Raw genomic sequence first — 23,681 nt, 5'->3', positions numbered from 1 at the left:
TCGTGACGAGGGGGGACGCCATCAGCGGATGCGTGCGGGCATGCGAGAAGAGCCTCAGCTACACCCGCGCCTCCCCGTGGCCGATGGCGATCGAAATCCCGCTTATGCGTGAAAGCAAGCGTATGTAGGGAAAGGCGGGGTTAGGCGGAGTGACGTTGATCCGTTATCCGGAATTTCCTACTTGCCGGAATTGGCCATGGCGGGTGCGCTCAGGCGGGGCCGCCCGCGTGCCGGCGCAGCCCGGTGGTCACCTCGTCGAACACGATGGCCTCCAGCAGGTCCGCCCCGGCCCGGTCGACGATGTACGCGCCGCTGGCCGGAGCCGGATCCCCGCTCTTGACCCGGGTGATCAGGTCCTCCCACCGGCGCTGATGGCGGCTGAACGTCTTCGGCGCGACCACCCGGCCCCTGGCCTGCTGCCCCGCCAGCGCCACCCCGGCGGGCGTGTCCAGCAGGAGCAGGTGGAGGCGGGCGCCGCGCCTGCGGGCCAGCCAGGCGAAGCCCCTGAGCACGTACGGGCCGCAACCCCGGTTGTGGGCGATGACCGAGTGGCCGTGCAGCAGGGCCCGCCGGATGCGGCTCAGGTGGGTGGCGAACACCACGGCCCGGCGCACCGGCCGCGGGGCCCAGTCGAGCCTGCCGTACCAGTGCCGCCTGGACTGGTAGGAGTCGATCACCACCACCGCGCCCGAGGTGAAGGGCAGCGTCTCCGCGCCGTGCAACCCGTACAGGCGCCGTAGCAGGGTGGTCTTGCCCGCGCCCGGAAGCCCGGTCAGGATGACCAGGGATCCGGGCGGATATCGCAACCTCGCGCCCTGCACAGGCTCACCCCCGGTGAGATTTGCCGCCGATTGTCGTGCCGCGCCAGCATAGGCCGCTTGCCCCCCAGCCTCTCCGAGGATGGGGCCGGATGCGCACTTCCGGCCAGAAAAGGCGCCGGACTCCCCGGCCCACCGGCGTCACGCGGCCGGGCGGCCGGCTCGTTCCCGGCCGGACGAACGGCTCCTGGACTGGGCCGATATTGGAGGATTGGTCGCGGCAGGAGGGAAAGCCGCGATAAAGTACTCCACGACGCCTTGATCGGCCTCACTCCTCAAGCGGTTCGGAGTGAGGCCGATTTTCGTTGCTTCTGACTCCCCGGTCACATCGACGCGATGTGCGGCGCATAACGTCCCAGGCACCCCTGGTGACCGGACCGTGCTGGGGTCGGGAAGTATCGGGCCCTTTGCGGCGTTATGTGGTGGTACGAGCAAGCGGTCAGGACCCCCATCATCTGGCCAAACCGGGAGTCCAGTAAAATCGGGCTGCTCATTATGTTATTTCCGGACTTCTCGCCATCTGCGGCGATATTGGAGGGTGTGGCATGACGACGGCTGCCCTGCAGACCGTGTTGACCGTTCCCCAGCGTTTCCGGGGCCCCGCAGGCGTCGCCAACGGCGGCTGGATAGCGGGAACCATGGTGGAGGCGCTGAACGGTGGTCGATCAGCCGTCGAGGTGACGCTGCACGCGCCCACACCCCTGGAGACCGAGCTGCGCCTGGAGCACGTGGCCAACTCCGTCTCCCTCTCCCACGGCGACACGCTGCTGGTCGAGGCCATCCCGGTGGCCGAGGACCTGGAGGGCCCCGGCTTCGTGCCGTTCACCGACGCCGCCCGCGCCGAGGCCGGGTTCGCGGGCCTGCGGGCGCACCCGTTCGCGGAGTGCTTCGCCTGCGGCCTGCGCGAGCCCGGTGACGGCCTGCGCATCTTCCCCGGCCCGGTGGCGGGCACGGACCTGGTGGCGGCCGGCTGGCGGGTGCCGTTCACGGTGATGGGCGAAGAGGGGGTGCCCGCCTCGATCGTCGGCGCCGTGCTCGACTGCATCACCGGCTGGGCCCACTTCGGCCCCGGCGAGTCCGCCCTGCTGGGGCGGCTGGCCGTGCAGATCCACCGCCCGGTCACCCCCGGCGGCCGCTACTCCGTCGTGGCCCGCCCGACCGGCCGTGACGGGCGCAAGATGATGGGCCAGAGCGCCATCTACGAGGCGGACGGCACGCTGGTGGCCGCCGCTCGCGCCACCTGGATCGCTCCACGCTAGACCGGTGACGCGAACGACCCCCGAGCGCACCGCTCGGGGGTCGTTCTGTCGTGCCCAGGGTTCAGGCGGGGGAGGTGAGGCGGGCCGCGACGGTCGAGACGCAGCGGTCGTCGAACAGGATCGTGTAGTGGTTGCAGTCCGGCACCAGCTCGTCGCGGAGCCCGGGCAGCCGCGCGGCCCAGGGCAGGGCCAGCTCGTCGGGCAGCAGGCCCGTGTCCTGGTTGAGCAGCCCGCGCGGAGCCCTGAGCAGGTGCAGCGGCGCCTTGATCGCGGTGAGGGCGGCGCCGATCCGCTCCTGCTCCAGCCGCATCCACCGCCCGTCCTCCAGCACCGCCTCGCCGACGGCCCGCGACCGCAGCGCCCCTTCCGGGCCCGTGAGGTCATAGCGCACGTACGCCTCGACGTCGGCGTTCCAGTGGCCGGCGAAGGCGGGATGCGCCTTGAAGAAGTCGACGTAGGCGTCCGCGGAGGCGAACGTCTGCCGCAGCCGCGCCAGTGCGGGGCCCAGCGTGGCCTCGATCGCCTCGTCCGGATCCACGCCCTCGGGCAGCGCCGGCTGCGGCAGCCCGCCGTCGACCAGCACCACCCGGGCGAAGTCCCGCTGGGCGCCGGCCAGCGCGGCGACGTACGCGCCCATCGAGTGACCGGTCAGCACCGTGCCGGCGCCGGCCCCGACGTGTTCGGCGACCCGCAGCACGTCCTCGGCGTGCCGGGGCAGCCCGTACGGTCCGGGCAACGCGGCGCTGTGCCCCCGCCCGCGCAGGTCCATCGCCACCAGCGACCAGTCCTCGGGCAGGCGCCGGCCCACCGCGCCCCAGGCCATGAGCGAGGCGGTGATGCCGTGCACGGCGATGATCAGGCGTGGTCCGGTGCCGAACGTGGCGATGCGCAGGCCGTCTACCTCGTCGAACGCGTATGTCATAGCCGGAGCTTAGGGACAAGGAGCCGGATAGCGGAGGGCAGGTCCGCCGTAATGGCAAAGTTCCGGATAATTACCCAATATGCGCATCACCGTGATCGAACACGAGGCCGAGGCCGGGCTCGGATACCTCGCGAGCTGGCTCGGCCTGGCCTGCGAGGTCGTGCGGCCGTACCTGGAGGAGCGGGTTCCCGTCCGCGCGGCGGACGGGCTGATCGTGCTCGGCGGGGCCGCGGCCGCCTGGGAGGACGAGCGCAGCCCCTGGCAGCCCGCCACCCGTGACCTGCTGCGACGGGCCGTCGGCGACGGCACGCCCACGCTGGGCATCTGCCTGGGGGCGCAACTGCTCACCCTGGCCTGCGGCGGCACGGTCGAGCGGGGCGCGCGGGGGCTGGAGATCGGCGCGCGCGAGGTGGTCGCGCTGCCCGCCGCCGCTTCGGACCGGCTGTTGTCGGGGGTCGCGCCGGGCGCCGTGGCCGTCCAGTATCACCAGGACGCCATGACGAGGTTGCCCGCCGGCGCGGTGCCGCTGATGACCGGCCACCAGTATCCGAACCAGGCCTACCGGCTCGGCGAGGCCGCCTGGGCGGTCCAGTTCCATCCCGAGGCCACCCCGGAGATCTTCGCCTCCTGGACGGACGGGTCCGGCCTGGAGGCGGCCGGCGAGCTCGACGCCGAGGTCAAGGCCGCCGAGCCGGCCCTCGTCGCGGCCTGGCGCCCGATGGCGCTGGCCTTCGCGAACGTGATCAGAACCCGCGCCTGAGCCCGGGCCCGTCCGGCTGTCGCGCGGCCCGCCTGGATTCGCCCGGCTGTCGCGCGGCCCGTCCGGGCCCGTCCGGCTGTCGCGCGGCCCGCCTGGATGCGCCCGGCTGTCGCGCGGCCCGTCCGGGCCCGTCCGGCTGTTTCGCGGCTTGCCTGGATGCGCCTGACTGTCTCGCGGCCCGCCGGGGCCTGGTGAGGGTGTGCGCCAGCGCGTGGACGCCCGCCAGTGCCAGCGGCAGCGCCCCCAGCGCCCCCAGCGCCGCCAGTCCCGCACGTCCGGCGGGCGCCGGCACCCCGGCCGCCCGCAACCGCCGCCACGCCCACACCGAGAACGGGATCACCACTACGGGCGCGGTCACCACCCCTGGCGTGTACCGGCCGAGCACGGCCGTCTGCGCCAGATGCGTCACCCCGTGCAGCCCGAACCCCGCGAGCACGGCCTGGAAGACCGGGCTGCGCCCGCCCGTGCGCGCCCCGTGCGCGGCGGCTCCGGCGATGACCCCGCCCATGAGCCCGATGGCCACGTTCGCGTGCCGCTGGGTGACTTCCAGGCGATCCCAGGGCACCCGTGGATACCGTTCCTCCAGCGCCGGCCGGGCCGCACGCGTCCAGCGCGCCATCGTGGCCAGCTCCTCGGCGTCGTGCACGGCCCACGCGGCCAGCAGCCCCCAGGTCACCGTCGCCGGGATCCGCTCCATGTCCGTCTCCGTCCCCATCGCGAGCGAAACGCAACGCAACGTTGCGTTCAATACTAGGGCGATGCGGACAAGAGCTGTCAAGATGGAGGGGTGCCCAGGATCGAATCCACCGCAGCGAGGCTCGCCAGACTCGGCTTCGCCGACGGCGCCCGGGCCGCCCAGCTCGTCCGGCAGGCCGGGACCGACCTGGACGACCTGCTGGAGTCCCTGGTGGACGTGGCCGACCCGGACCTGGCGCTGCTCTCCCTGAGCCGCCTGGCCGAGCGCGAGCCCGCGGTCGTCGACACCCTCCGCCACAACGCGGACCTGAGAGCCAGGCTGCTGGCCGTGCTCGGCGTCAGCGCCGCCCTGGGCGAGCATCTGGTGCGCCACCCCGGGCAGGTCGCGACGCTGGCCGTGCCGGAGCTGGGCGACCCCCGGGCCGGGCTGCTGCGGGCCGTCGGCGCCGAGCCGGGCGAGGCCGAACCGCGCGCCTCGGGGAACGACACGCTGGTGGCGCTGCGCGTGGCGTACCGCGAGAGGGTGCTGCACCTGGCCGCGCGCGACCTCACCGGCCAGGCCACGCTGAGCGAGGTCACCTCGGAGCTGTCCGACCTCGCGGGCGCGGCGCTGGAGGCGGCGCTCGCCGTCGCCCGCGCCGAGATCGACGACGGCGAGGTGCGCCTGGCGGTCATCGGCATGGGCAAGTGCGGCGCCCGCGAGCTCAACTACATCAGCGACGTAGATGTGATCTTCGTGGCCGAGCCGCGCGAGGGCGCCGACGAGACCAAGGCGCTGCGCACGGCGACCCGGCTGGCCCAGGCCATGATGCGGGCCTGCACCGCCACCACCTCCGAGGGCTCGCTGTGGGAGGTCGACGCCGGGCTGCGGCCGGAGGGGCGCTCAGGGCCGCTGGTGCGCACGCTGGCCAGCCACCTCGCCTACTACCGGCGCTGGGCCAAGACGTGGGAGTTCCAGGCGCTGCTCAAGGCCCGGCCGGTGGCGGGCGACCTGGAGCTGGGCAAGGCCTACGTCGAGGCGATCGACGACATGGTCTGGTCGGCCGCCACCCGCGACCACTTCGTCGAGGACGTGCAGGCCATGCGCCGCCGGGTCGAGGCCCACGCGCGCGCCGAGGGGGAGCGCCAGCTCAAACTGGGCCCCGGCGGGCTGCGGGACATCGAGTTCGCGGTGCAGCTCCTGCAGCTCGTGCACGGCCGGCTCGACCCCCTGCTGCGCCGCCGCGCCACGCTCCCGGCCCTGGCCGCGCTCTCCCGGGGCGGCTACGTCGGGCGCGACGACGCGCGCGCGATGGCGGAGGCCTACGCGTTCCTGCGCCGGGTGGAGCACCTGCTGCAACTGCACCGGCTGCGGCGCACCCACGTCGTGCCGGCCGACGAGGCCGACCTGCGCAGGCTCGGCCGGGCGCTGGGGATGCAGGCCGATCCGGTGGGGGAGTTCACCGCGCGGTGGCGGCGGCACGCCATGGAGGCGCGGCGGCTGCACGAGAAACTGTTCTACCGGCCGCTGCTGCAGGCGGTGTCGCGGTTGCGGGAGTCGGAGGCACGGTTGTCGGCCGCGGCGGCCAAGGCCAGGCTGGAGGCGCTCGGCTACGTCGATCCGGGCGGCGCGCTGCGCCACATCGCGGGCCTCACCGCGGGCGTGTCCAGGCGGGCCGCGATCCAGCGCACGCTGCTGCCGGTCATGCTCGGCTGGTTCGCCGACGCGCCGGACCCGGACGCGGCGCTGCTCGGGTTCCGGCAGGTCAGCGACAAGCTGGGCAGCACCCCGTGGTACTTGCGGCTGCTGCGTGACGAGACGGCGGTGGCGTCCAGGATGGCGCGGGTGCTCGGCACCAGCCGCTACGCCACCGGGCTGCTCATGCACGCGCCCGACGCGGTCGCGATGCTCGGCTCGGACCGCGAGCTCGCCGTGCGCCCGCCGGAGTCGCTGCTCGGCGAGGCGTCCGCGGCGGTGTCCAGGCACGCCGGCGACGCCGAGACCGCCGTCACGGCCGTCCGGGCGCTGCGCCGCAAGGAGTTGTTCCGTACGGCCGTGGCCGACATCTCCGGGCTCATCGACATCGAGGCCGTCGGCGGCGCCCTGTCGTCGCTGAACGACGTCACCCTCCAGGCGGCCCTCGACGCCGCCCTCACCAAGGTCTCCGACGTCACCTCGTTCGCGATCATCTCCATGGGCCGGCTCGGCGGCATGGAGTGCTCCTACGCCAGCGACGCCGACGTCATGTTCGTGCACTCGCCCCGGCCCGGGGTGGACGAACGCGAGGCCACCGACGCCGCCCACACCGTGGCGGGCGAGCTGCGGCGGCTGTTGTCGCTGCCCGTCCCCGATCCGCCCCTGATCATCGACCCCGACCTGCGGCCCGAGGGCAGGCAGGGCCCGCTGGTGCGGACGCTCGCCTCCTACCGGGCCTACTACGCGCGCTGGTCGTCGCCGTGGGAGTCGCAGGCGCTGCTGCGGGCCCGCTTCTCGGCCGGCGACGCGGCGCTGGGGCACGCGTTCGTCTCGATGATCGACGAGCTGCGCTATCCGCAGAACGGGCTGCCCGACGACGCGGTCAGGGAGATCAGGCGGCTCAAGGCCCGCATGGAGGCCGAGCGGCTCCCGCGCGGTGCCGACCCGGCCCTGCACACCAAGCTGGGCCCCGGGGGCCTGTCCGACGTGGAGTGGGTGGCCCAGCTCCTGCAGCTGCGCTACGCGGGGACCAGGCCGTCCCTGCGCACCACCCGTACCGTCGCGGCCCTGCGCGCCGCCGTGAACGAGGGTCTGCTCGCCCCGGCGGATGAGGTGGTGCTGGCCGAGGCGTGGCGCTTCGCCTCCCGCATCCGAGACGCGATCATGCTGGTCAAGGGCCGTCCGGGCGACAGCGTCCCGCGCGACGTGAGGGAGCGCAAGCTGATCGCCCAGACGCTCGGCTACCCGCCGGACGGCTCGGAGGACTTCCTCGACGACTACCGCCGGGTGACCCGCCGGGCCAGGCGCGTGGTGGATCAGGTCTTCTACGGGGCTTGATCGGCAACCGGAAAGGGTGTATCAAGGCCCGGGTGCTGTCCGTTTATGTGGACCTGGCCCTCGGCCTGGTCGTGTCGTTCCTGCTGCTGTCGCTGCTGGTGAGCGGGCTCAACGAGGCGTTCGTGCGCCTGCTCGCGATCCGCAGCAAGTTCCTGTGGGCCTACCTCAGGGACACCTTGGACGGTTCGGACGCCCAGGGGAAGTCGTGGTTGCCGGCCAAGGCGCGTGACGTCTTCGCCGCGCTGCCGTTCCTGCGCGACCCCCGTCCCCAGCACAGCGACCAGCCCGCGCCCTCCCAGGCCGGGGTGCTGCCCGCGCGGGAGAACAAGGCGGAGGACACCCTGGTCAACCTGCTCTACCAGCGGGTTCAGGAGATCGACCATCCCATCAAGGGCCGTACCAGCATCGCGAACCTCCCTCCCGGGCGCTTCTCGGTCGCGCTCATGGAGCTGGCCGCGACCGAACCGGGCGGCGTCGAGGGCTTCCTCGACAAGCTCAAGACGATGCGCAGCCCGCTGTACGGTCACCTCAAGGGCGTGTGGGAGAGCTCGCAGCGCGACCTCGACCGGTTCCGGCAGGGGGTCGAGACCTGGTTCGACGGCGAGATGCAGCGGCTGTCGATGTTGTACAAGCGTTACGTCAAGTGGGTCGTGGCCGTGCTGGGCCTGCTGGTGACGCTGCTGTTCACGATGGACGGGCTGGAGTACGCCAAGACGTTGCTGCGCGACAACGGCTTCCGCGCCTCGGTGGCGGCCGTGGCGGAGGCGGGGCCCGACGCCTACGACGAGCTCAAGGCGCGGTGCACGGGCGGCGACCCGCTGCCGTGCGTCACCGAGACGCTCAGCCAGCCCGCCCTCGTCAAGATGCTGGACCAGGCGCTGGTCAGCGTGTCGATCCCGGCGGAGGGCGACCCGGTCGTGCACTGGAACGGCGGGTCGTGGTTCGGTCGGCTGACCACGCCCAGCCATTGGCCGGGGTTCCTGCTGACCTATGTGGCGCTGCTGTTCGGGGCGCCGTTCTGGTGGGACGTGTTCCGCCGCATCACCGGCATCAAGCCGAGGCGCTGAGGCGGCTCATCGCGTACGGCCGTGACGCGGGCCGTCGTCAGGCGGCTCATCGCGTACAGCCGTGCCATGGCCGTCGTCAGGCGCTCATCGCGTACAGCACCTCCCGGAGCGCGGCCTCCCGGCTGCGCAACCACACCAGCCGCAACGCCAGCGCGGGCCGTGCCGCCGCAGGGGGGGCCGGGTCGAGGGACACCAGGGCGCCCGAGGCCAGGTCGCCGTCCACGGCGAAGTCCGGCAGCAGCGCCCTCCCCAGCCCCTGCCGCGCCCACTCGCGGGCGGTGGCGATGCTGGTCAGCTCCCTGCGCGGCACGTCCACCCCGAACGCGTGATCGGCCGCCAGCCGGATCGAGCACCCCGGCGGGCTCACCAGCAGCGGCTCCCGATCACCGTCCGGCGCCGCGACCAGCGACAGCCTGACCTCGCCCACGTCCACGAAATCCATGTCGGCCGGCGGGCTGAACCCCAGCCCTCCGACCCGCGACCCCGTGTCGAGCAGCAGCGCCGCGTCCAGCCGGGCGCTCGCCACCTCGGTCAGCAGCGCGTGCCTGGTCAGCGTGTGCACGTCGACGTCGAGGTCGGGGCGGCGTTTCGACAGGCGGCGGATCACGGCGGGGAGCCTGGCCGCGGCCAGCATCTCCAGCGCGCCGACCCGCACCCGCCGCCGGCTGCCGGTCACGGCCCTGCGCACCTCGTCGGCGTGGTCGAGCAGCCCTTGGGCCAGGGCCAGCAACTCCGTGCCCGGCCCGGTCAGGCGCATGCCTTGCGGGGTGCGTTCGAAGAGCGTGACGCCGAGGCTCCGCTCCAGCCTGCGCACCTGCTCCGACACCGACGCCGGAGCCAGCCCCAGGCTGTCGGCCGCGCCGACGACGGTGCCGGACCCGGCGACCGCCACAAAGCCTCTTAACTGCCGCAACTCCATGAAAGACAGCATACGGCTTTCCCGAATGCCCCCCACGGATGCGCCTGTTGAGCGAAGAGGCCGCGTATCAGCAGGCTGAGAGGCATGTTCGGTTTCTCCCTCGCGTACTTCCTGGTGATCCTCGACACCACCGTGCTGACGATCGCCCTGCCCGACCTGCGGGCCTCACTCGGCGGCTCGCTGGCGGGCCAGCAGTGGGCCGTGAACGCGTACACCGTCGCCTTCGCCGCCTGCCTGCTCGCGGCGGGAGCGGTGGCCGACAGGTACGGCGCGGCCCGCGTCTTCAAGGCCGGCGTGGCGGCTTTCGGCGTGATCTCGCTGCTGAGCGCCGCCGCCCCCAACCTGGAGGTGCTCATCGGGCTGCGGGGCCTCCTCGGCGTGGCGGGCGCGCTCTGCACGGGCGGCTCGCTCGGCCTGCTCGCCGAGATGTACCCCGTGCCGGCCGCCCGCGCCCGCGCCACCGGCCTGTGGGCGGCCATCACCGGCAGCGCGCTCGCGGCGGGCCCCCTGCTCGGCGGCGTCCTGGTCGACCTGTACGGCTGGCGCGCCGTCTTCCTGCTCAACCCGCCCATCGCCCTGATCAGCCTGCTGGCCATGCGCAAGGCCAGGTCCCCGCGCGGCGTCCGCCTGATCGACTGGCCGGTCCAGGTGCTGGCCTGCGTCTTCCTGGGCCTGGTCGCCGAGACTCTGATCGACTCCGCGCCCGTGGCCGGCCTGCTGGCGCTGGCCGCGCTGGCCGCCCTGGTGCTGGCCGAACGCCGCAGCAAGGCCCCGGCGCTGCCCGGCGGCCTGCTCGCCGCCACCTGGCCCGAACTCCTCGCGGGCACGGTCGCGAACTTCGCCTTCTCCGGCGCCCTGTTCGTCCTCACCCTCCTGCTGCAGGACGTTCGCCACCTCACCCCGATGGCCGCCGGGCTCGCGTTCCTGCCGCTCACGCTCCCCATGGCGGTGAACCCGCTGCTCACCGGCCGCCTGGTAGCCCGCTACGGCCCGCGCCGGCCCATCCTCGGGGGCCTGGTCCTGCTCGCGGCCGGCCTGACCGGCGTCGCGCTCACCGACGTGCTGGCACCCTGGCTGGTGCTGATGGGCTTCGGACTGTCGTTCATCCTGCCCGCGCTGATGGCCGGCATGATCAACAGCGCGCCGGCCGGGACGGCGGGCACGGCGGGCGGCGTCCTGAACGCCTTCCGTCAGGTCGGCGCCACCCTCGGCGTCGCGGTCATGGGCGTCATCGGCCACCCTCTGCTGGCAGCGGCCATCCTGACGGCGCTGACCTGCGGCGGCTACACCCTCGCCACCCTCCGCACCCGCTCTGCCCTCCCCGCCTGACCCCGCCCGCCCTGGCCTGGTGCACATACGGCCCGTCCCAGTCAGGGACGGGCCGTATGTGCTTTCAGGCCAGGGCGGGCGGCAGGCCGGCGATCAGATGGTGAAGCCGCCGTCGACGTTGACCGTCGCCCCGGTGACATACCGCCCGTCGGCGCCGGCGAGGAACGCCACAGCAGCGGCCACATCGGCGGGTGCCGCGTAATGGCCGAGTGCGGTGAACCCGTTGATGGTGTCGGCGTTCGGACCGTCAGCCGGGTTCAGTTCGGTGTCCGTAGCACCCGGGTTCACCAGGTTCACGGTGATCGCCCTGGGGCCCAGTTCCCGTCCGAGCGCCTTGGTCAGGCCGATCAGCGCGGTCTTGCTCATCGCGTACAGCGCGAAGCCAGGGAACACCGCCCGCTCGGCCATGTTGCTGCCGATGTTGATGATGCGCCCTCCGGCCGACATGTGGGGGACCGCGGCCTGCGAGGCGACGAACGGCGCTCGAACGTTGACCGCGATGGTCTGTTCGAACTCCTCCAGGCTCAACTGCTCCAGCGGTCCGAGAAGGAACGCGCCGGCGCTGTTGACCAGGATGTCCAGCCGGCCCAGCTCGGCGGCGACCCGGTCCACCACGGCGGTCAACGCCGCCGGGTCGGCGCTGTCGGCCTGCACGGCGATGGCCCGCCGCCCCACCTGCTTGATCTGCTCGATCACATCATCGGCACGCTGCTGATTGCGCTGGAACGTCAGCGCCACGTCGGCGCCGTCCTGGGCCAGGCGCAGTGCCACGGCGGCGCCGATGCCACGACTACCACCGGTGACCAGCGCTACCTTGCCGTCAAGTGTGTTGTTCATGACGAAGAGCTTGGCCGACAACGGTGCGCCTGTCCGGCGCTGATCGGACGCCTCGTTCCGGCCCGTCCCGGCCTCGCGCCTCTCGGCGTGTTTTCCCTGGTCCGCCACCCTCCGCGACCGGCCGGGAGTATCCTCACCCTCAACACCGCCGAGCCGGCCGAACGACGAGGTGACCGTGCGCTTCCAGCATTCGAGCGACATCTGGCGAGACTTCCCCGCCCTTGTACCCGGCGCGATCTCCGCCCAGGGCATCAGCGCGGACGTCTCCGTGGACGACCAGATCGCCCGGTTCGGCGAGATCGCCGCGAAGCGGCTCGTGTCCGTCTCGGAAGGCGAACTGCCGGAGATCCAGGCGTGGCGGCGGGCGTTCACGAAGATGGGCCTCAAACCGACGCAGTACCGCTGCGCCTCGGAGTCGCTGCTGCGCCGCTTCAGGAAGGAGGGCGCCCTGCCGCGCCTGCACCCCCTGATCGACCTGTGCAACGCGGTCTCCATCGCGTACGCGATCCCGGTCGCGGTCTTCGACCTGTCCAAGGTCTCCGAGTACGTCGAGGTCCGCTACGCGCGGGGCGAGGAGACGTACCTGACCTTCTCCGGCGAGACCGAGCGGCCGCCGGCCGGAGAGGTGATCTTCGCCGACGCCGGGGACAGGGCGCACGCCCGCCGCTGGACCAACCGGCAGAGCGGCCTGTCGGCCGTCGGCGACACGACGACCGACGTCCTCATCGTCGCCGAGGCCCTGCACGGCACCGCCCAGGCCGACGTCACCGCCCTCACGACCACCCTCGCCGCCGAGCTGCGCGCCACCTGGCCCACCACCCCTACCTCCACGATCCTGACCCCCTCCACCCCGCAGTTCACCCTCTGACCCTGTCACCTTCCAGGGCAGCGAAGTGCTGCATGCGTTAACGCGGTGATCATGGGTAGCGGTGGCTTACCCACCCTCAGCCCCAGGAGGTACCACAGTGCTCACCATCATCTTGCTCATCGCCGCTCTGATCTGTTTCGCGCTGGCCGCGTTCAACGTCGGCGGAGGCCGCCTCAACCTGCTGGGCGCGGGCCTGGCCTTGTGGGTGCTGACGGAGCTGATCCCGAAGATCGGGGATCTATAGTCCACAACGTGACGCGGGGGTGATCCCGCGCGCGTCCGCTGACCCGCTTAGGGCCCGCCTCCGCGCGGGCCTTTCGCGGGTCCTGGGCCTCCCTCACTGCACGGTCGAGCCGACGGCATCAGCGAGTTCGTCGAGTGGGGATCTTCTGGGGGCCTGGACCTTACGCCCTGGGCCCAGCCGTCACAGAAATCGGGCCTTGGCGTTCTGGTTCGGCTAGTGATCCCGCCGCTATCGGATCTTGATGTTGGCGTGGGAGTCTCTCCGCCGTGACCGAACCACACGACTCCGAGCAAGCCGACACCCCCCACGACGTCGGCTCCGTCCAGGTGCTCCGTACGATCGGGACCATCGCCATCGGCCTGGGCGCCGCACTGTCGGTGCTGACCATCTCCGTGTCCTGGCAGGACGTGCCCCGCGAATGGCTCGCCCTCTACCTTGTCGTCGTGTTGGCCGGCGTCGGAATCCGGATCGAGGCGGCGATCCGCGACCACGCCCGCTGACCGGCGCGGGTACGGGCGCCATACGACGCCCGGCCGGTGCGGCGTCGGGCGGTTGTCCGGCGCGGTGCGTTCGTCGTCCTGAGGGCGGCGGTGTCAGCTTCGCGGGCCGGCATGACGCCTCCTTCGGGATCGGTGTCGCCGGTCAGGGTCAGGGTCGTGTCATGAGGTAGACCATCCGCTCCCGGCCGGCGTCGGCGAGGCTCGCGGACGCCACCATGCGCGGTGCTCACGTGTGACCAGCCCACCACGTGCACCGTCTGAGCAGGCGGGCAGCCGAGATGAGCCTGAGTGGATGGACGCGTACGGCTGGGGGCATCTGCGTCATGAGGCGCCCGGTGTTACTACCACCTCGGGATGGGCGACCATGCCGTTCAAGCGGTTGAAGAGTCCTTGCAGGTGCGCCGCGACATTCGCCCGCGGGCGTGCGGAAAGGTGACTCGTCGGCCTGCTGGGCGTCGCCTCCAGCAAAGGCATAGCCATGTGGCCGGCCCAGATCATGGGCGGCGAAATCGCCTGGGGGCTTCCGCTGTCACGGTCTCCGGCATCACCTCACGTCATTGCCGATCGTGTCCGGCGCCGATGTGCCGGTGGTCCAGGCTCGCCAGTGCCAAGACCACCTCAGACACCTACGGCCGCCTCTGGCCGGACTCCGATGAGTCCGCCAGGGCGGCCGTGGGTGTGGTCCTGCAAGATCGTGTGGACTTCCTGTTAACGCAGGTCAGGCTACCTAAGTGGCCTAAATGTCGTAGTAGAGCTCGAACTCGTGCGGGTGCGGCCGCAGCCGGATCGGGTCGACCTCGTTCTCCCGCTTGTAGGCCACCCACGTCTCGATCAGGTCAGGCGTGAACACGCCGCCCTCAAGCAGGTAGTCGTGGTCCTCCTCCAGCGCGGTGAGCACCTCGGAGAGCGAGCCGGGCACCTGCGGCACCTGGCGGGCCTCCTCCGGCGGCAGCTCGTAGAGGTCCTTGTCGACCGGCTCCGGCGGCTCGATCTTGTTGCGGATGCCGTCGATGCCCGCCATCAGCATCGCCGCGAAGGCGAAGTAAGGGTTGCACGACGGGTCCGGCACGCGGAACTCGATGCGCTTGGCCTTCGGGTTGGAGCCCGTGATCGGGATGCGGACGCAGGCCGAGCGGTTGCGCTGGGAGTAGACCAGGTTGACCGGGGCCTCGTAGCCGGGGACCAGGCGGTGGTAGGAGTTGACCGTCGGGTTGGTGAAGGCCAGCAGCGACGGGGCGTGCTTGAGCAGGCCGCCGATGTAGTAGCGGGCCGTGTCGGACAGGCCCGCGTAGCCGACCTCGTCGTAGAAGAGCGGCGAGCCGTCCTTCCACAACGACTGGTGGCAGTGCATGCCCGAGCCGTTGTCACCGAAGAGGGGCTTCGGCATGAAGGTGACCGTGTGGCCGTGCTCCAGAGCCGTGCTCTTGATGACGTACTTGTAGAGCATCAGGTTGTCGGCGGTCTTGAGCAGCGTGCCGAACTTGAAGTCGATCTCCGCCTGGCCGGCCGTGCCGACCTCGTGGTGCTGCATCTCGACCTCGACGCCGCACTCGATGAGGTTGCGCACCATCTCCGAGCGCAGGTCGGTGAAGTGGTCCATCGGCGGGACCGGGAAGTAGCCGCCCTTGTAACGCGGCTTGTAACCCAGGTTGCCGCCCTCGGCCGCCTTGCCGGTGTTCCAGGCGCCCTCGATGGAGTCGATGTAGTAGTAGCCGGCGTTGGCGCTCGTCTCGAAGCGCACGTCGTCGAAGATGTAGAACTCGGCCTCAGGGCCGAAGTAGACCGTGTCGGCGATGCCGGTGCCCCGCAGGAACTCCTCGGCCTTGCGCGCCACGTTGCGCGGGTCGCGGCTGTAGGCCTCGCCGGTCAGCGGATCGTGCACGAAGAAGTTGATGTTGAGCGTCTTGTGCTGGCGGAACGGGTCCACCACGGCGCTGCCCGGATCGGGCAGCAGGAGCATGTCGGACTCGTGGATCGCCTGGAACCCGCGGATGGACGAGCCATCGAACATGAGTCCGTCGGTGAAGACACTCGCGCTGAAGTTTTCTACCGGGAAGGTGAAGTGGTGGGTCGTCCCCGGCAGGTCGGTGAACCTGACATCGACGAACTGCACCCCTTCGTCACTGATGAACTTCAGGACGTCGTCGGCGGAGTTGAACACTCTCGAACCTCCCTGAGGGACTGGCCATCATTCCGACGCTAGGACTCGGCCGTTTCCGTATGGTGTCTCGATTGTTTCGCACGTGTTACGCAGAGTCAGTCATGCGCAAGGGTGTGTCGTGCGGGGCTCAGGTCCCCTTGGAGGCCCCGCATTCGCCCTCGACCTCGGGCGTGTCGAGGTCGTAGGGATCGCTGGGCGGGCCCGTCGCCCCCACCTTGTCGGGGACGGAGTCGGCGTAGGAGGGGTGGATGTAACCGTCCTTCGTGTCACACCGGGCAGGTGTGGAGCTGCCGCCCCAGTCCTCGACCCAGATGATCAGTCCCCGCGTGTCGCGATACATCAGCATCGTGCCGCGCTCGTGCGTGACGAGCCGCATCGCCGTGTCAGGCTGGCCGGGCCGCTGGATCGCGTGCACGACGATGTAGTTCGTCGTCAGCTTGGCGCCGGCGAGCCCGTTCTTCTTCTTGAACGACGACAACTTCGCCCGGCCGTTCACCTTGATCACCTTGCTGGCCTGCTCCGCGGTCTTGGGCGCGAAGCTCGTCACCCACACCCGGCTGTCCCACGGCTTGCGGCGGCCGAGGTTCTTGGCGAACCAGGAGCGCTCGTCGGGGTGGAGCAGCTCCATGAACTTCTTGGGCTTGCCGCCCATGAGCGTCTTGCGATCGAGGTTCGAGGCCGCCAGCAGCGCCCGTGCCCGCGCCAGCCCCTTGGCCACGTCCTTCTTGGACAGCCCGCCGATCGCCTTGGCCTTCGGCATGACGAAGCCGGCCGCGCCCTCCGCGTAGTCCTCCGCCGGTGTCCCCTCGAACAGCCGTAACTCCGGCCGCTCGGGCTCGGGAGCGGGGCTGACCGGCGCGGTCTCCTCGGGTACGGGACCGCCGGTCTCCGCCGGCCAGGAGGCCGCCTCCACCGGCATGGTCTCCTCCGGCACCGGGCCCCCGGGGCCGAGCAGGTCGGGGCGGAAGATGACGACGGTGCCCGAGGCCGCGATCAGGGCCATGACGCAGGCCAGCGCGAGCCAGGTCCGCCCCGCCCGGCGTGGCCGCCCGGCTGGGTGACCGTCATCCGCCCATGCCCGGACATGACCCCCCGGCCTGCTCGGACGTACGGAGCCCGACGGCTCCTTGGCCGCCTTCTTGGCGGCCGCCCGCATCTTGCGCTGTTCGTCGGCGTCGATCTGCGACACCAGCTCGTTGAAGCGCTTTTCAAGGTCATCCCCGCTTGGCATGGCGTCCATCATGGACACGTTTCGACGCGGTTGGGTCACAATGCCGACCGCCCTGCCGGGCGGATACCGTTAGGGGCATGAGCAGGAACGAGCCCCGGTGGACGCAGACATGGCTGGGCGGGCTCCGCGCCGCCGGAGTCGATCTCGGATATCCGGGTGAGCGGCTGGGCCTGCCCGAGGAGGGCAGCGGGTCGATCGCCGGCTGGGGCCGCAGGATCGCCGGCCTGGTCATCGACTGGATGATCTGCACCTGGGTGGTCGTGCAGCTCGTGTTCCGGATGAACCCGGCCGAGTCGCCGTGGGCGCCGGTGGTCGTCTTCGCCGTCCAATACCTGATCCTGGTCGGGTTCATGGGGCAGACGTTCGGTCACCGGCTGGCGGGCGTCAGGGTCGCCGCGATGGACGGCGGCAGCCCCCGCCTGCTGCCCGTGCTGGTGCGCACCGTGCTGCTGGGCCTGGCCGTGCCCGCGTTGATCTGGGACCGCGACCATCGGGGCGTGCACGACCGCGCGTCCAACACGATGGTCGTCCGCATGTGACCCGGCGCCCTGCGGCCCGCGCCTGCCGCGCCGCGGACAAAGTGGTCCGCCGCTAGGTATTCCCGCAGCTGAGGATGGCCGTGCCCGGCAGGTGACGGCCGCGCAGCGGGCTCCAGCCGCCCCACACCCGGTCGTGCCCCTCGGGCCACTCGGGCTCCAGCAAGCCGGTCAGGCTCAGCCCGGAGGCCAGCACCAGATTCACCCAGTCGCCCATCGTACGGTGGTGCTCGACGTAGGTGACGGCGCCGTTCGCGTCGTGTTCCTCGTAGGGGGAGCGGTCGAAGTAGGACCGGTCGGACGTGAGCCCGCGCGGCCCCGGATCGTCGGGGAACGCCCACCGGATCGGATGGCTCACCGAGAACACGAACCGGCCGCCCGGCCGCAACACCCTGCGCACCTCGCGGAGGACCGCGAGCGGATCGGCCACGAACGGCAGCGCCCCGAACGCGGAGCAGGCCAGGTCGAAGGCGTCCGCCGCGAACGGCAGCACCTCGGCGTCGGCCTGCACCACGGGAACCCGCAGCCCGGTGCCGTCGTCGATGCGCTGGGAGTGGCGGAGCTGGCGGTGCGAGATGTCGAACGCCGCCACCTCCGCACCCCGCGTCACCAGCCACCGCGCGCACTGTGCCGCGCCGCAGCCGATCTCCAGCACGCGCCGGCCGCGCACCTCGCCGAGGAGGTGCGCGTCGGCTTCGTCAACGCCCTCGGGACACCAGACGAACCCGGTGTCCCGCAGGAACCCGCCGTGTTCGACCTGGTAGTCGTCGGCGTTGCCGTCCCACCAGCCCCGGTTGGCGAGAGAGGAGACGGACGGCACTAGCGCATCTTGGGGCCGCGCGGCATGCGCGCGCCCTTGGGCATCGGCCCCTTGGGCATCGGCACGTTCTTCGGCAGGGAGCGCAGCCGGTCCTTCACCTCGTTGACCGACGGCTTCTTCAGGTTGCGCGGCAGCTTCATGATGTGGCGCTGCAGCTTGCCCAGCGGCACCTGGCCCTCGCCGTCGCCGCACTGCACGTCGTAGATCTCGACGCCCAGCACCACCCGCGCGACCCGCTTCTTCTCGGCCGCCAGCATCCTCGACACCCGGTTGCCGGGCCCCTCGGACACGAGCACGACGCCGGGATGGCCGACGACGAGATGGATCAGGTCCTGGTCACGGTTGACGGCGATGGCCGGGGTCACCTGCCAGTTGCCGCGCATGCCCTGCAGCACCGCCGCGGCGGCGCCCGTCTGGCCGTGCAGGATGGAGTATTGGGCCCGCTGGGCGAGCTGCCCGAAGACCACCAGCCCCACGGTGAACGCCGCCAGGATGCCGATGAACACGGAATACCACAGGTAGTCCGTGACCAGACCGATCACGACGACCACAGCGAGCGTGCCGAGCGCCGAAAGGAAGACGATCGGCAATCCCTTGGGATTGGCCTGCTTGATGATCTGCGCGATCATGCGGAGCTGCTTGATGCGCCCCGGCTTCTCTTGGTCCTCGGACTTTGCCATGCTCAGAAGGATACAAACCAACTGGTGCAGTATGGAAAACGCGGCCCGGCCAATTCACCTTTCGCGACGCTAGATCTTCACGGTGATGGACAGACGGGGATCGGCCACGTGGTGGGAAGCCTCCACCGTGTACTCGCCCTCGGCCGTGCGCCAGCCGTCCGACCAGGTCTGGAAGGCCCGCTCGTGCAGGAACACCGTCGTGATCACCGTCTGCCCCGGATCGGCCTCGACCACGTCGAACCCGGCCAGCCGCCGGTCCGCCCCGTCGGCGAGATAGAGCTGAACGACCTCGCGTCCCGGGCGCGTCCCCGTGTTGGTGACGGCCACGGTCACGGTGGCGCCCTCGGCCGCGATCGAGTCGTAGGACCAGGTCGTGTACCCCAGGCCGTGCCCGAACCAGAACGCCGGCTCGCGCCCTGACCGCTCCCACGCCCGGTAGCCGATGAACTCGCCCTCCTCGTACGCGACGACCCCGCCGACCGGCGTCCTGCCCTCCTCGTACGCGACCACCCCGCCGACCGGCGTCACGCCGGCCACGGGCGCGTCCGCCAGCCTCCTGGGCCAGGTCGTCGGCAGCCGGCCGCCCGGCTCGGCGTCGCCGAACAGCACGCCGGCCAGCGCCGTCCCCGCCTCCTGGCCGGGGAACCAGGTCAGCAGCACGGCCCCGGCCTCCTCCGCCCACGGCATCTCCACCGGCGAGCCGGCGTTGACGACCACCACGGTCCGGGGGTTGGCCGCGGCGACCGCGCGGACCAGGTCGTCCTGCCGTCCCGGCAGCCGCAGGTCCGTCCGGTCGAAGCCCTCGCTCTCCACCTCCGGCGTGGTCGCGACCACCACCACCGCCACGTCGCACTCCGCCGCCACCCGGGCGGCCTCGGCCAGCAGCGCCTCCTCGCCCGGGCTCGGGTCGGCGTGGCCGAGGGTGAAGGACACGAACGCGAGGCCGGCGAACGTGCCCGCCAGGTGCGTCACGGCCAGCTCGTACGTCTCGCCCGCCGTCATCGGCACCCGCACCCGCCGCTCCGGCGGGGACAGGAAGGCCAACGCCAGGTCGTCCCCGGCCAGGTCGATGCTCTCGTCGAAGACGGCCGCGCCGTTCACCGTGAGCATGTAGGAGCCCACACCGGCCACGGACAGCTCATGCTCGCCCGTCACCTCAGGCGTGTACGCGGTGCTCAGCCGCACCGCCTTGAGCCGGTCGCCGTCCACACCGGGCGGCAACTGCCCGATCCAGCGGGCCTCGGTGGTGCCCAGCGGGCACTCGGCCAGCGGGCCGCCCGCCGCGTCGAGGAAGACGGCCGTGGCGGGGCGCGTGAGCGGTGACAGGCGGACCCTGGGGTCGGTGCCGACGGCGTACCGGACCTCGGCCCGCTCGCTCAGGCCGCGCAGGGGCGAGACGACGCGGTCGGGGAAGACCTGGGCGCTGCCGCCGCCCATGACCCGGGCCTCGGCGGCGGCCGAGCCGATCAGCGCGATCGTCCGGACGTCCGCCAGCGGCAGGACGCCGTCGTTGGCGAGCAGGGTGCAGCCGCGCGTGGCCACCTCGCGAGCCAGCGCCACGCCGTCGACGGAGGGCGCGGAGGGCTCGGGCGGCTTGGAGGGCCGTCCGGTGTCCCGCAGGGCGCCGACGCGCTCGGCCAGGCGCAGGACGCGGCGGACGTGGTCGTCGATCACCGGCTCCGGCACCCGCCCCTCCCGTACGGCCGCCGCCAGCCGCGGACCCCAGGGGCCGCCCGGCCCCGGCATGGCCACGTCGGTGCCGCCCAGGGCGGCGGCCTCGGTCGAGCGCACCGCCGTCCAGTCGGACACGACGAACCCGTCGAACCCCCACTCGCCCTTCAGCACCCCGTTGACCAGCTCCGCGTGCTCGGTCATGGTCGTGCCGTTCACCGCGTTGTAGGCCGTCATGACGCCCCACGCCCCGGCCTCCACCACCCGCTCGAACGGCCGCAGGTAGACCTCCCGCAGCGCCCGCTCGCTCACCCGGACGTCCACGGTGAAGCGGTCGGTCTCGAAGTCGTTGGCCACGTAGTGCTTGGGCGTGGTGGCGACGCCGCCCTCCTGGACGCCCTCGACGTAGGCGACGCCGATCTCGGCCGCCAGGTGCGGATCCTCGGAGAAGCACTCGAAGTGCCGGCCGCCGAGCGGGGAGCGGTGCAGGTTGAGCGTGGGGGCGAGCAGCACGTGCACACCCTTGCGCCGGGCCTCCTGGGCGAGCAGCCGGCCCACCCGCCCGATCAGGTCCACGTCCCACGTCGCGGCCATCGCGGTCGGGCTGGGCAGGGCGATCGAGGGGTCGGCGGAGGTCCACTGCTCCCCGCGTACGCCGATGGGCCCGTCGCTCATCACGATCCGGTCGAGCCCGATCTCGGGCAGCGGCGGCAGCGACCACATGTCGGCCCCGGTGAGCAGGCGGATCTTGGTGTCGAGGTCGAGCCGGCTGATCAGTTCGTCGTAGTCCACGATCGTAGTGTTCCCACCGGATCGCAGCGCTCCCAGCCGGGCGCGACCAACCAGACGCGGCCAGTTGGTCACGGTCGGTCAGGCGTGACCAGCCGGGCGCGACCAACCCGGACGTGGCCGTCGCTCAGGCGGCGACGAAGAACTCCAGCAGTTCGGGCACGAGCGCCTCGGGGGCCACGTTGTGCGCCTGCCCCTCCAGCACCCGGCGCATCGCCCCCGGCACGGCCGCCGCGACCGCCAGGCCCGCGTTCCCCATCCACGCGGGGCTGTCCTCGCCGTTGAGCACCAGCGTCGGCCGGGTGATCGCGGCCAGCCGCGCGGCCGGCGGCACGTTGCCCGGCCCGAGCACGGCGGCCTCGTAGGCCAGGGTGTGCGCGACCGCCTCGATCCGGGCCCACGAGGGCTGCGCGCGCATCGCCGCCACGGCCTGCGGCGGCGCCTCGGCCGCCTCCACCATGAACCGCTCCACGGCCTCCGCCCGCCGCCCCGCCCGCACCAGCGCGTCCAGTTGCGCCGCGAAGTCGTACGGCAGCGCGGGCGCGCCGCCGTCCACGTGGTACGGCGGCTCCCACACGGCCAGCTTCACGATCCCCGCACCCCGGCCGCCTTCCCCGTCCACCGGCTCTCCGCCGTCCCCCGCGCCCCCGCGTGCGGCGGCCTCCAGGACCAGCGCCCCGCCCGACGAGCCGCCGAACACCATGGCCGACCCGCCCGCCGCCGAGATCACCGCCATCAGATCCTCGACCTCCCGCTCGACGGCGTACGGCCGGTTGTCCCCGCTGCCGCCCCGCCCCCGCCGGTCATAGTCGAACACCGTGAACCACGGCGCCAGGCCGGCCGCCACGCCGGCCGGCGTGGCGTGTCCCCTGCTCGTGAACGCGCCGTGGACCAGGACGACCGCCGGCCCCGAGCCGTACCGGTCGAAGGCGATGGCGGTGCCGTCGGCCGAGGTCGTCCGCCCGCTCACCCGGCCGGTCGCACCAGGCACAGCACCTCCCAGTGGTGACCGTCGAGGTCGGCGAAGCCGCGCTGGTAGCGGAAGCCGTCCTCGTGCTGGACGCCCGCGGGCGCGGCCCCGGCCGCCAGGGCCTTGTCCACCAGGTCATCCACCTGAGCGGGGTTCTCCACGCCGAGCACCAGGACCGCCTCGGTGGACTTGCCGGCGTCGGCGATCTCCTTGGTGATGTAGGAGGAGAACGTCGGCTCGGTCAGCAACATCACTTGCGTCTGCTCGCTGATGATCACCGACGCCATGCCCTCGGCCATGCCGAACAGGTCGAAGCCGAGGTGGGTGAAGAACGCCTTCGACCGGTCCAGCTCCTTCACCGGCAGGTTGACGAAAAGCTGCATTTTTCGTGATCCCTTCCTTCGATTCGCCTCGAAGTCTGGGCGATCCGGGGCACTCCGGTCTTGGACCTGAGCGCCAGAGGGCTTGACGTTCAGCGCACCGGCGGCCGGTGGCGGCGGTATTCGGCGGGCGGCATGCCGTACGCGCGCCGGAACAACCTGCTGAAGTGGGCCGAGTCCGGCAGCCCCCAGCGGGCCCCGATGGCGCTCACCGACTCGGTGCCGCCTTCGGCCAGCTCCGCGCGGCAACGTTCGAGCCGCCGCTGCCGGATCCAGGCGGCCACCGTCGTGTCCTCCGACTCGAACAGCCGGTGCAGGTAGCGTACGGAGATGTGGTGCGCGGCCGCGATGACGGCCGGATCGAGGTCGATCTCGCCCAGGCGCCGCTCGATGAAGGCGTGCACGCGCAGCAGCAGCGTGCGCCGGTGCGAGTCGGCGGGCAGCAGCCGCGTCCGCTCCAAACGCTCGGCGACGGCGGCGCCGATCAGGTCCATCACCACGGCCGACAGCCTGGACGCGCTGTCCGGCCGGTAGGTCTCATGATCCATGGCCACCCGGCGCAGCAGGGGGACGGCCAGCGCGCCCGCGCCCGACTCGGCGGTGATGGGCACGGCGGTGAGCGCGGCGACGGAGTCGAGCGGCAGGGCCAGCAGCTCGCGCGGGAAGCCGAACACCGCCAGCCGCACCGCCGAGTCATAGGCCAGCTCGTAGGGCCGGGTGAAGTCGTAGATCGCGAACTCGCCCCGGGTGAGCTGGGCCTGCCGGTCGTCCTGCGACAGGCGCGGGCTGCCCGAGACGGCCAGCACGACCCGGTAGAGCTCGGGGTTGTCGCGGTGGATCAGGCCGGGGGTGCGGTGCACGCTGTGCGGGGTGGAGGTGTGGATGCGGCCGACGCGCAGGGGGCCGAGCTGCCCGAGCTCGATCTCGCCCCGCAGCGGCGTGTCCGGGTCGATCCGGGTGTCGAGCGGGCCCAGCGTGTCGCACACGATGCTCCGCCAGGCGTCGTGACGATGCCTGGCAGGCAGGTCGCTCGTGCGGATCAGGATGGCCATGCCCGTCGCCCTCCGTCGGCTGAGCTGCCATGCTAACCACGCCACGCGGCCCGCGAGCACGACCACGAGAAGCCCCAGGCCGCACGCGCCCGGGGCAGGAAGAGCCCCGGACCGCATGCGCCCGGGGCAGGAAAAAGCCCCGGGCCGCACTGCGCCCGG

22 protein-coding genes are annotated in these 23,681 nt (G+C 72.0%); 9 read left to right on the top strand and 13 right to left on the bottom strand.

The features are described from left to right. Window positions 1-209: 209 nt before the first annotated feature. A complete protein-coding gene (locus ACWD0F_RS08940) occupies window positions 210-806 on the bottom strand; it encodes an AAA family ATPase (protein ID WP_449873370.1) in 597 nt (198 codons plus the stop codon). A 557-nt stretch (window positions 807-1,363) separates the two neighbouring features. On the opposite strand from ACWD0F_RS08940, the gene ACWD0F_RS08935 reads away from it, so the two are divergent. Beyond that, entirely contained in the window at window positions 1,364-2,077 is a 714-nt protein-coding gene (locus tag ACWD0F_RS08935; protein ID WP_449873368.1) for a PaaI family thioesterase, read from the top strand. A gap of 61 nt (window positions 2,078-2,138) precedes the next feature. On the opposite strand, the gene ACWD0F_RS08930 is transcribed toward ACWD0F_RS08935, so the two are convergent. Then, window positions 2,139-2,999, bottom strand: a complete 861-nt coding sequence (locus ACWD0F_RS08930) for an alpha/beta fold hydrolase (protein ID WP_449873366.1) — start codon at window positions 2,997-2,999, stop codon at window positions 2,139-2,141. Between the two features lie 79 nt (window positions 3,000-3,078). Here ACWD0F_RS08930 and ACWD0F_RS08925 point away from each other — a divergent pair, with 79 nt between their 5' ends. Further along, window positions 3,079-3,759: a type 1 glutamine amidotransferase gene (locus tag ACWD0F_RS08925; protein WP_449873364.1), complete on the top strand. Its 681-nt coding sequence runs from the start codon at window positions 3,079-3,081 to the stop codon at window positions 3,757-3,759. Here ACWD0F_RS08925 and ACWD0F_RS08920 read toward each other — a convergent pair. Next, complete coding sequence (locus tag ACWD0F_RS08920) at window positions 3,743-4,456, bottom strand: HXXEE domain-containing protein (RefSeq protein WP_449873362.1); 714 nt, start codon at window positions 4,454-4,456, stop codon at window positions 3,743-3,745. The two genes, ACWD0F_RS08925 and ACWD0F_RS08920, sit on opposite strands and share 17 nt — an antisense overlap. Window positions 4,457-4,546: 90 nt before the next feature. Here ACWD0F_RS08920 and ACWD0F_RS08915 point away from each other — a divergent pair, with 90 nt between their 5' ends. Together ACWD0F_RS08915 and ACWD0F_RS08910 are read left to right on the top strand one after the other, a co-directional pair. Beyond that, the gene (locus ACWD0F_RS08915; protein WP_449873360.1) at window positions 4,547-7,468 is read left to right on the top strand and encodes a bifunctional [glutamine synthetase] adenylyltransferase/[glutamine synthetase]-adenylyl-L-tyrosine phosphorylase; all 2,922 of its coding nucleotides are present in this window, start codon (window positions 4,547-4,549) and stop codon (window positions 7,466-7,468) included. A gap of 32 nt (window positions 7,469-7,500) precedes the next feature. Beyond that, the gene (locus ACWD0F_RS08910; RefSeq protein WP_449873359.1) at window positions 7,501-8,535 is read left to right on the top strand and encodes a hypothetical protein; all 1,035 of its coding nucleotides are present in this window, start codon (window positions 7,501-7,503) and stop codon (window positions 8,533-8,535) included. Window positions 8,536-8,611: 76 nt separating this feature from the next. Here ACWD0F_RS08910 and ACWD0F_RS08905 read toward each other — a convergent pair whose 3' ends face one another. Then, complete coding sequence (locus ACWD0F_RS08905; RefSeq protein WP_449873358.1) at window positions 8,612-9,454, bottom strand: LysR family transcriptional regulator; 843 nt, start codon at window positions 9,452-9,454, stop codon at window positions 8,612-8,614. Window positions 9,455-9,538: 84 nt separating this feature from the next. Between ACWD0F_RS08905 and ACWD0F_RS08900 the strand changes: the two genes are divergently transcribed. Next, the gene (locus ACWD0F_RS08900) at window positions 9,539-10,783 is read left to right on the top strand and encodes an MFS transporter (RefSeq protein WP_449873357.1); all 1,245 of its coding nucleotides are present in this window, start codon (window positions 9,539-9,541) and stop codon (window positions 10,781-10,783) included. A 93-nt stretch (window positions 10,784-10,876) separates the two neighbouring features. On the opposite strand, the gene ACWD0F_RS08895 is transcribed toward ACWD0F_RS08900, so the two are convergent. Continuing rightward, the gene (locus ACWD0F_RS08895) at window positions 10,877-11,872 is read right to left on the bottom strand and encodes an SDR family NAD(P)-dependent oxidoreductase (protein WP_449873356.1); all 996 of its coding nucleotides are present in this window, start codon (window positions 11,870-11,872) and stop codon (window positions 10,877-10,879) included. A 16-nt stretch (window positions 11,873-11,888) separates the two neighbouring features. On the opposite strand from ACWD0F_RS08895, the gene ACWD0F_RS08890 reads away from it, so the two are divergent. From ACWD0F_RS08890 to ACWD0F_RS08880, 3 genes are all read left to right on the top strand, one after another. Next, window positions 11,889-12,488, top strand: a complete 600-nt coding sequence (locus ACWD0F_RS08890) for a B3/B4 domain-containing protein (protein WP_449873355.1) — start codon at window positions 11,889-11,891, stop codon at window positions 12,486-12,488. A gap of 97 nt (window positions 12,489-12,585) precedes the next feature. Continuing rightward, on the top strand, window positions 12,586-12,732 hold the full coding sequence (locus ACWD0F_RS08885; RefSeq protein WP_449873354.1) for a hypothetical protein: 147 nt from the start codon (window positions 12,586-12,588) through the stop codon (window positions 12,730-12,732). A gap of 266 nt (window positions 12,733-12,998) precedes the next feature. Continuing rightward, on the top strand, window positions 12,999-13,232 hold the full coding sequence (locus ACWD0F_RS08880) for a hypothetical protein (RefSeq protein ID WP_449873353.1): 234 nt from the start codon (window positions 12,999-13,001) through the stop codon (window positions 13,230-13,232). A gap of 736 nt (window positions 13,233-13,968) precedes the next feature. Here the strand turns inward: ACWD0F_RS08880 and glnA are convergent. Further along, window positions 13,969-15,393, bottom strand: a complete 1,425-nt coding sequence (glnA, locus tag ACWD0F_RS08875) for a type I glutamate--ammonia ligase (protein ID WP_449873352.1) — start codon at window positions 15,391-15,393, stop codon at window positions 13,969-13,971. A gap of 127 nt (window positions 15,394-15,520) precedes the next feature. Beyond that, on the bottom strand, window positions 15,521-16,624 hold the full coding sequence (locus tag ACWD0F_RS08870) for a hypothetical protein (RefSeq protein ID WP_449873351.1): 1,104 nt from the start codon (window positions 16,622-16,624) through the stop codon (window positions 15,521-15,523). Between the two features lie 77 nt (window positions 16,625-16,701). On the opposite strand from ACWD0F_RS08870, the gene ACWD0F_RS08865 reads away from it, so the two are divergent. Then, window positions 16,702-17,163, top strand: a complete 462-nt coding sequence (locus ACWD0F_RS08865) for an RDD family protein (protein ID WP_449873350.1) — start codon at window positions 16,702-16,704, stop codon at window positions 17,161-17,163. A gap of 52 nt (window positions 17,164-17,215) precedes the next feature. On the opposite strand, the gene ACWD0F_RS08860 is transcribed toward ACWD0F_RS08865, so the two are convergent. From ACWD0F_RS08860 to ACWD0F_RS08835, 6 genes are all read right to left on the bottom strand, one after another. Further along, on the bottom strand, window positions 17,216-17,980 hold the full coding sequence (locus ACWD0F_RS08860) for a class I SAM-dependent methyltransferase (protein WP_449873349.1): 765 nt from the start codon (window positions 17,978-17,980) through the stop codon (window positions 17,216-17,218). Further along, window positions 17,980-18,660: a DUF4191 domain-containing protein gene (locus ACWD0F_RS08855; RefSeq protein ID WP_449873348.1), complete on the bottom strand. Its 681-nt coding sequence runs from the start codon at window positions 18,658-18,660 to the stop codon at window positions 17,980-17,982. The genes ACWD0F_RS08860 and ACWD0F_RS08855 overlap by 1 nt, the downstream gene beginning before the upstream one ends. 69 nt (window positions 18,661-18,729) lie before the next feature. After that, window positions 18,730-21,123: a beta-glucosidase H gene (locus ACWD0F_RS08850; RefSeq protein WP_449873347.1), complete on the bottom strand. Its 2,394-nt coding sequence runs from the start codon at window positions 21,121-21,123 to the stop codon at window positions 18,730-18,732. A gap of 124 nt (window positions 21,124-21,247) precedes the next feature. Beyond that, entirely contained in the window at window positions 21,248-22,111 is an 864-nt protein-coding gene (locus tag ACWD0F_RS08845; RefSeq protein WP_449873346.1) for an alpha/beta fold hydrolase, read from the bottom strand. Further along, window positions 22,087-22,473 carry a VOC family protein gene (locus tag ACWD0F_RS08840; RefSeq protein ID WP_449873345.1) on the bottom strand — a complete coding sequence of 129 codons (387 nt, stop codon included), beginning with the start codon at window positions 22,471-22,473 and terminating at the stop codon, window positions 22,087-22,089. Before ACWD0F_RS08840 ends, ACWD0F_RS08845 begins: the two co-directional genes overlap by 25 nt. A gap of 89 nt (window positions 22,474-22,562) precedes the next feature. After that, the gene (locus tag ACWD0F_RS08835) at window positions 22,563-23,522 is read right to left on the bottom strand and encodes an AraC-like ligand-binding domain-containing protein (protein WP_449873344.1); all 960 of its coding nucleotides are present in this window, start codon (window positions 23,520-23,522) and stop codon (window positions 22,563-22,565) included. Between the last annotated feature and the right edge of the window lie 159 nt (window positions 23,523-23,681).

The organism is Nonomuraea sp. NPDC002799, from assembly GCF_053592075.1.
This window is presented reverse-complemented; position numbering and strand designations above follow the sequence as displayed.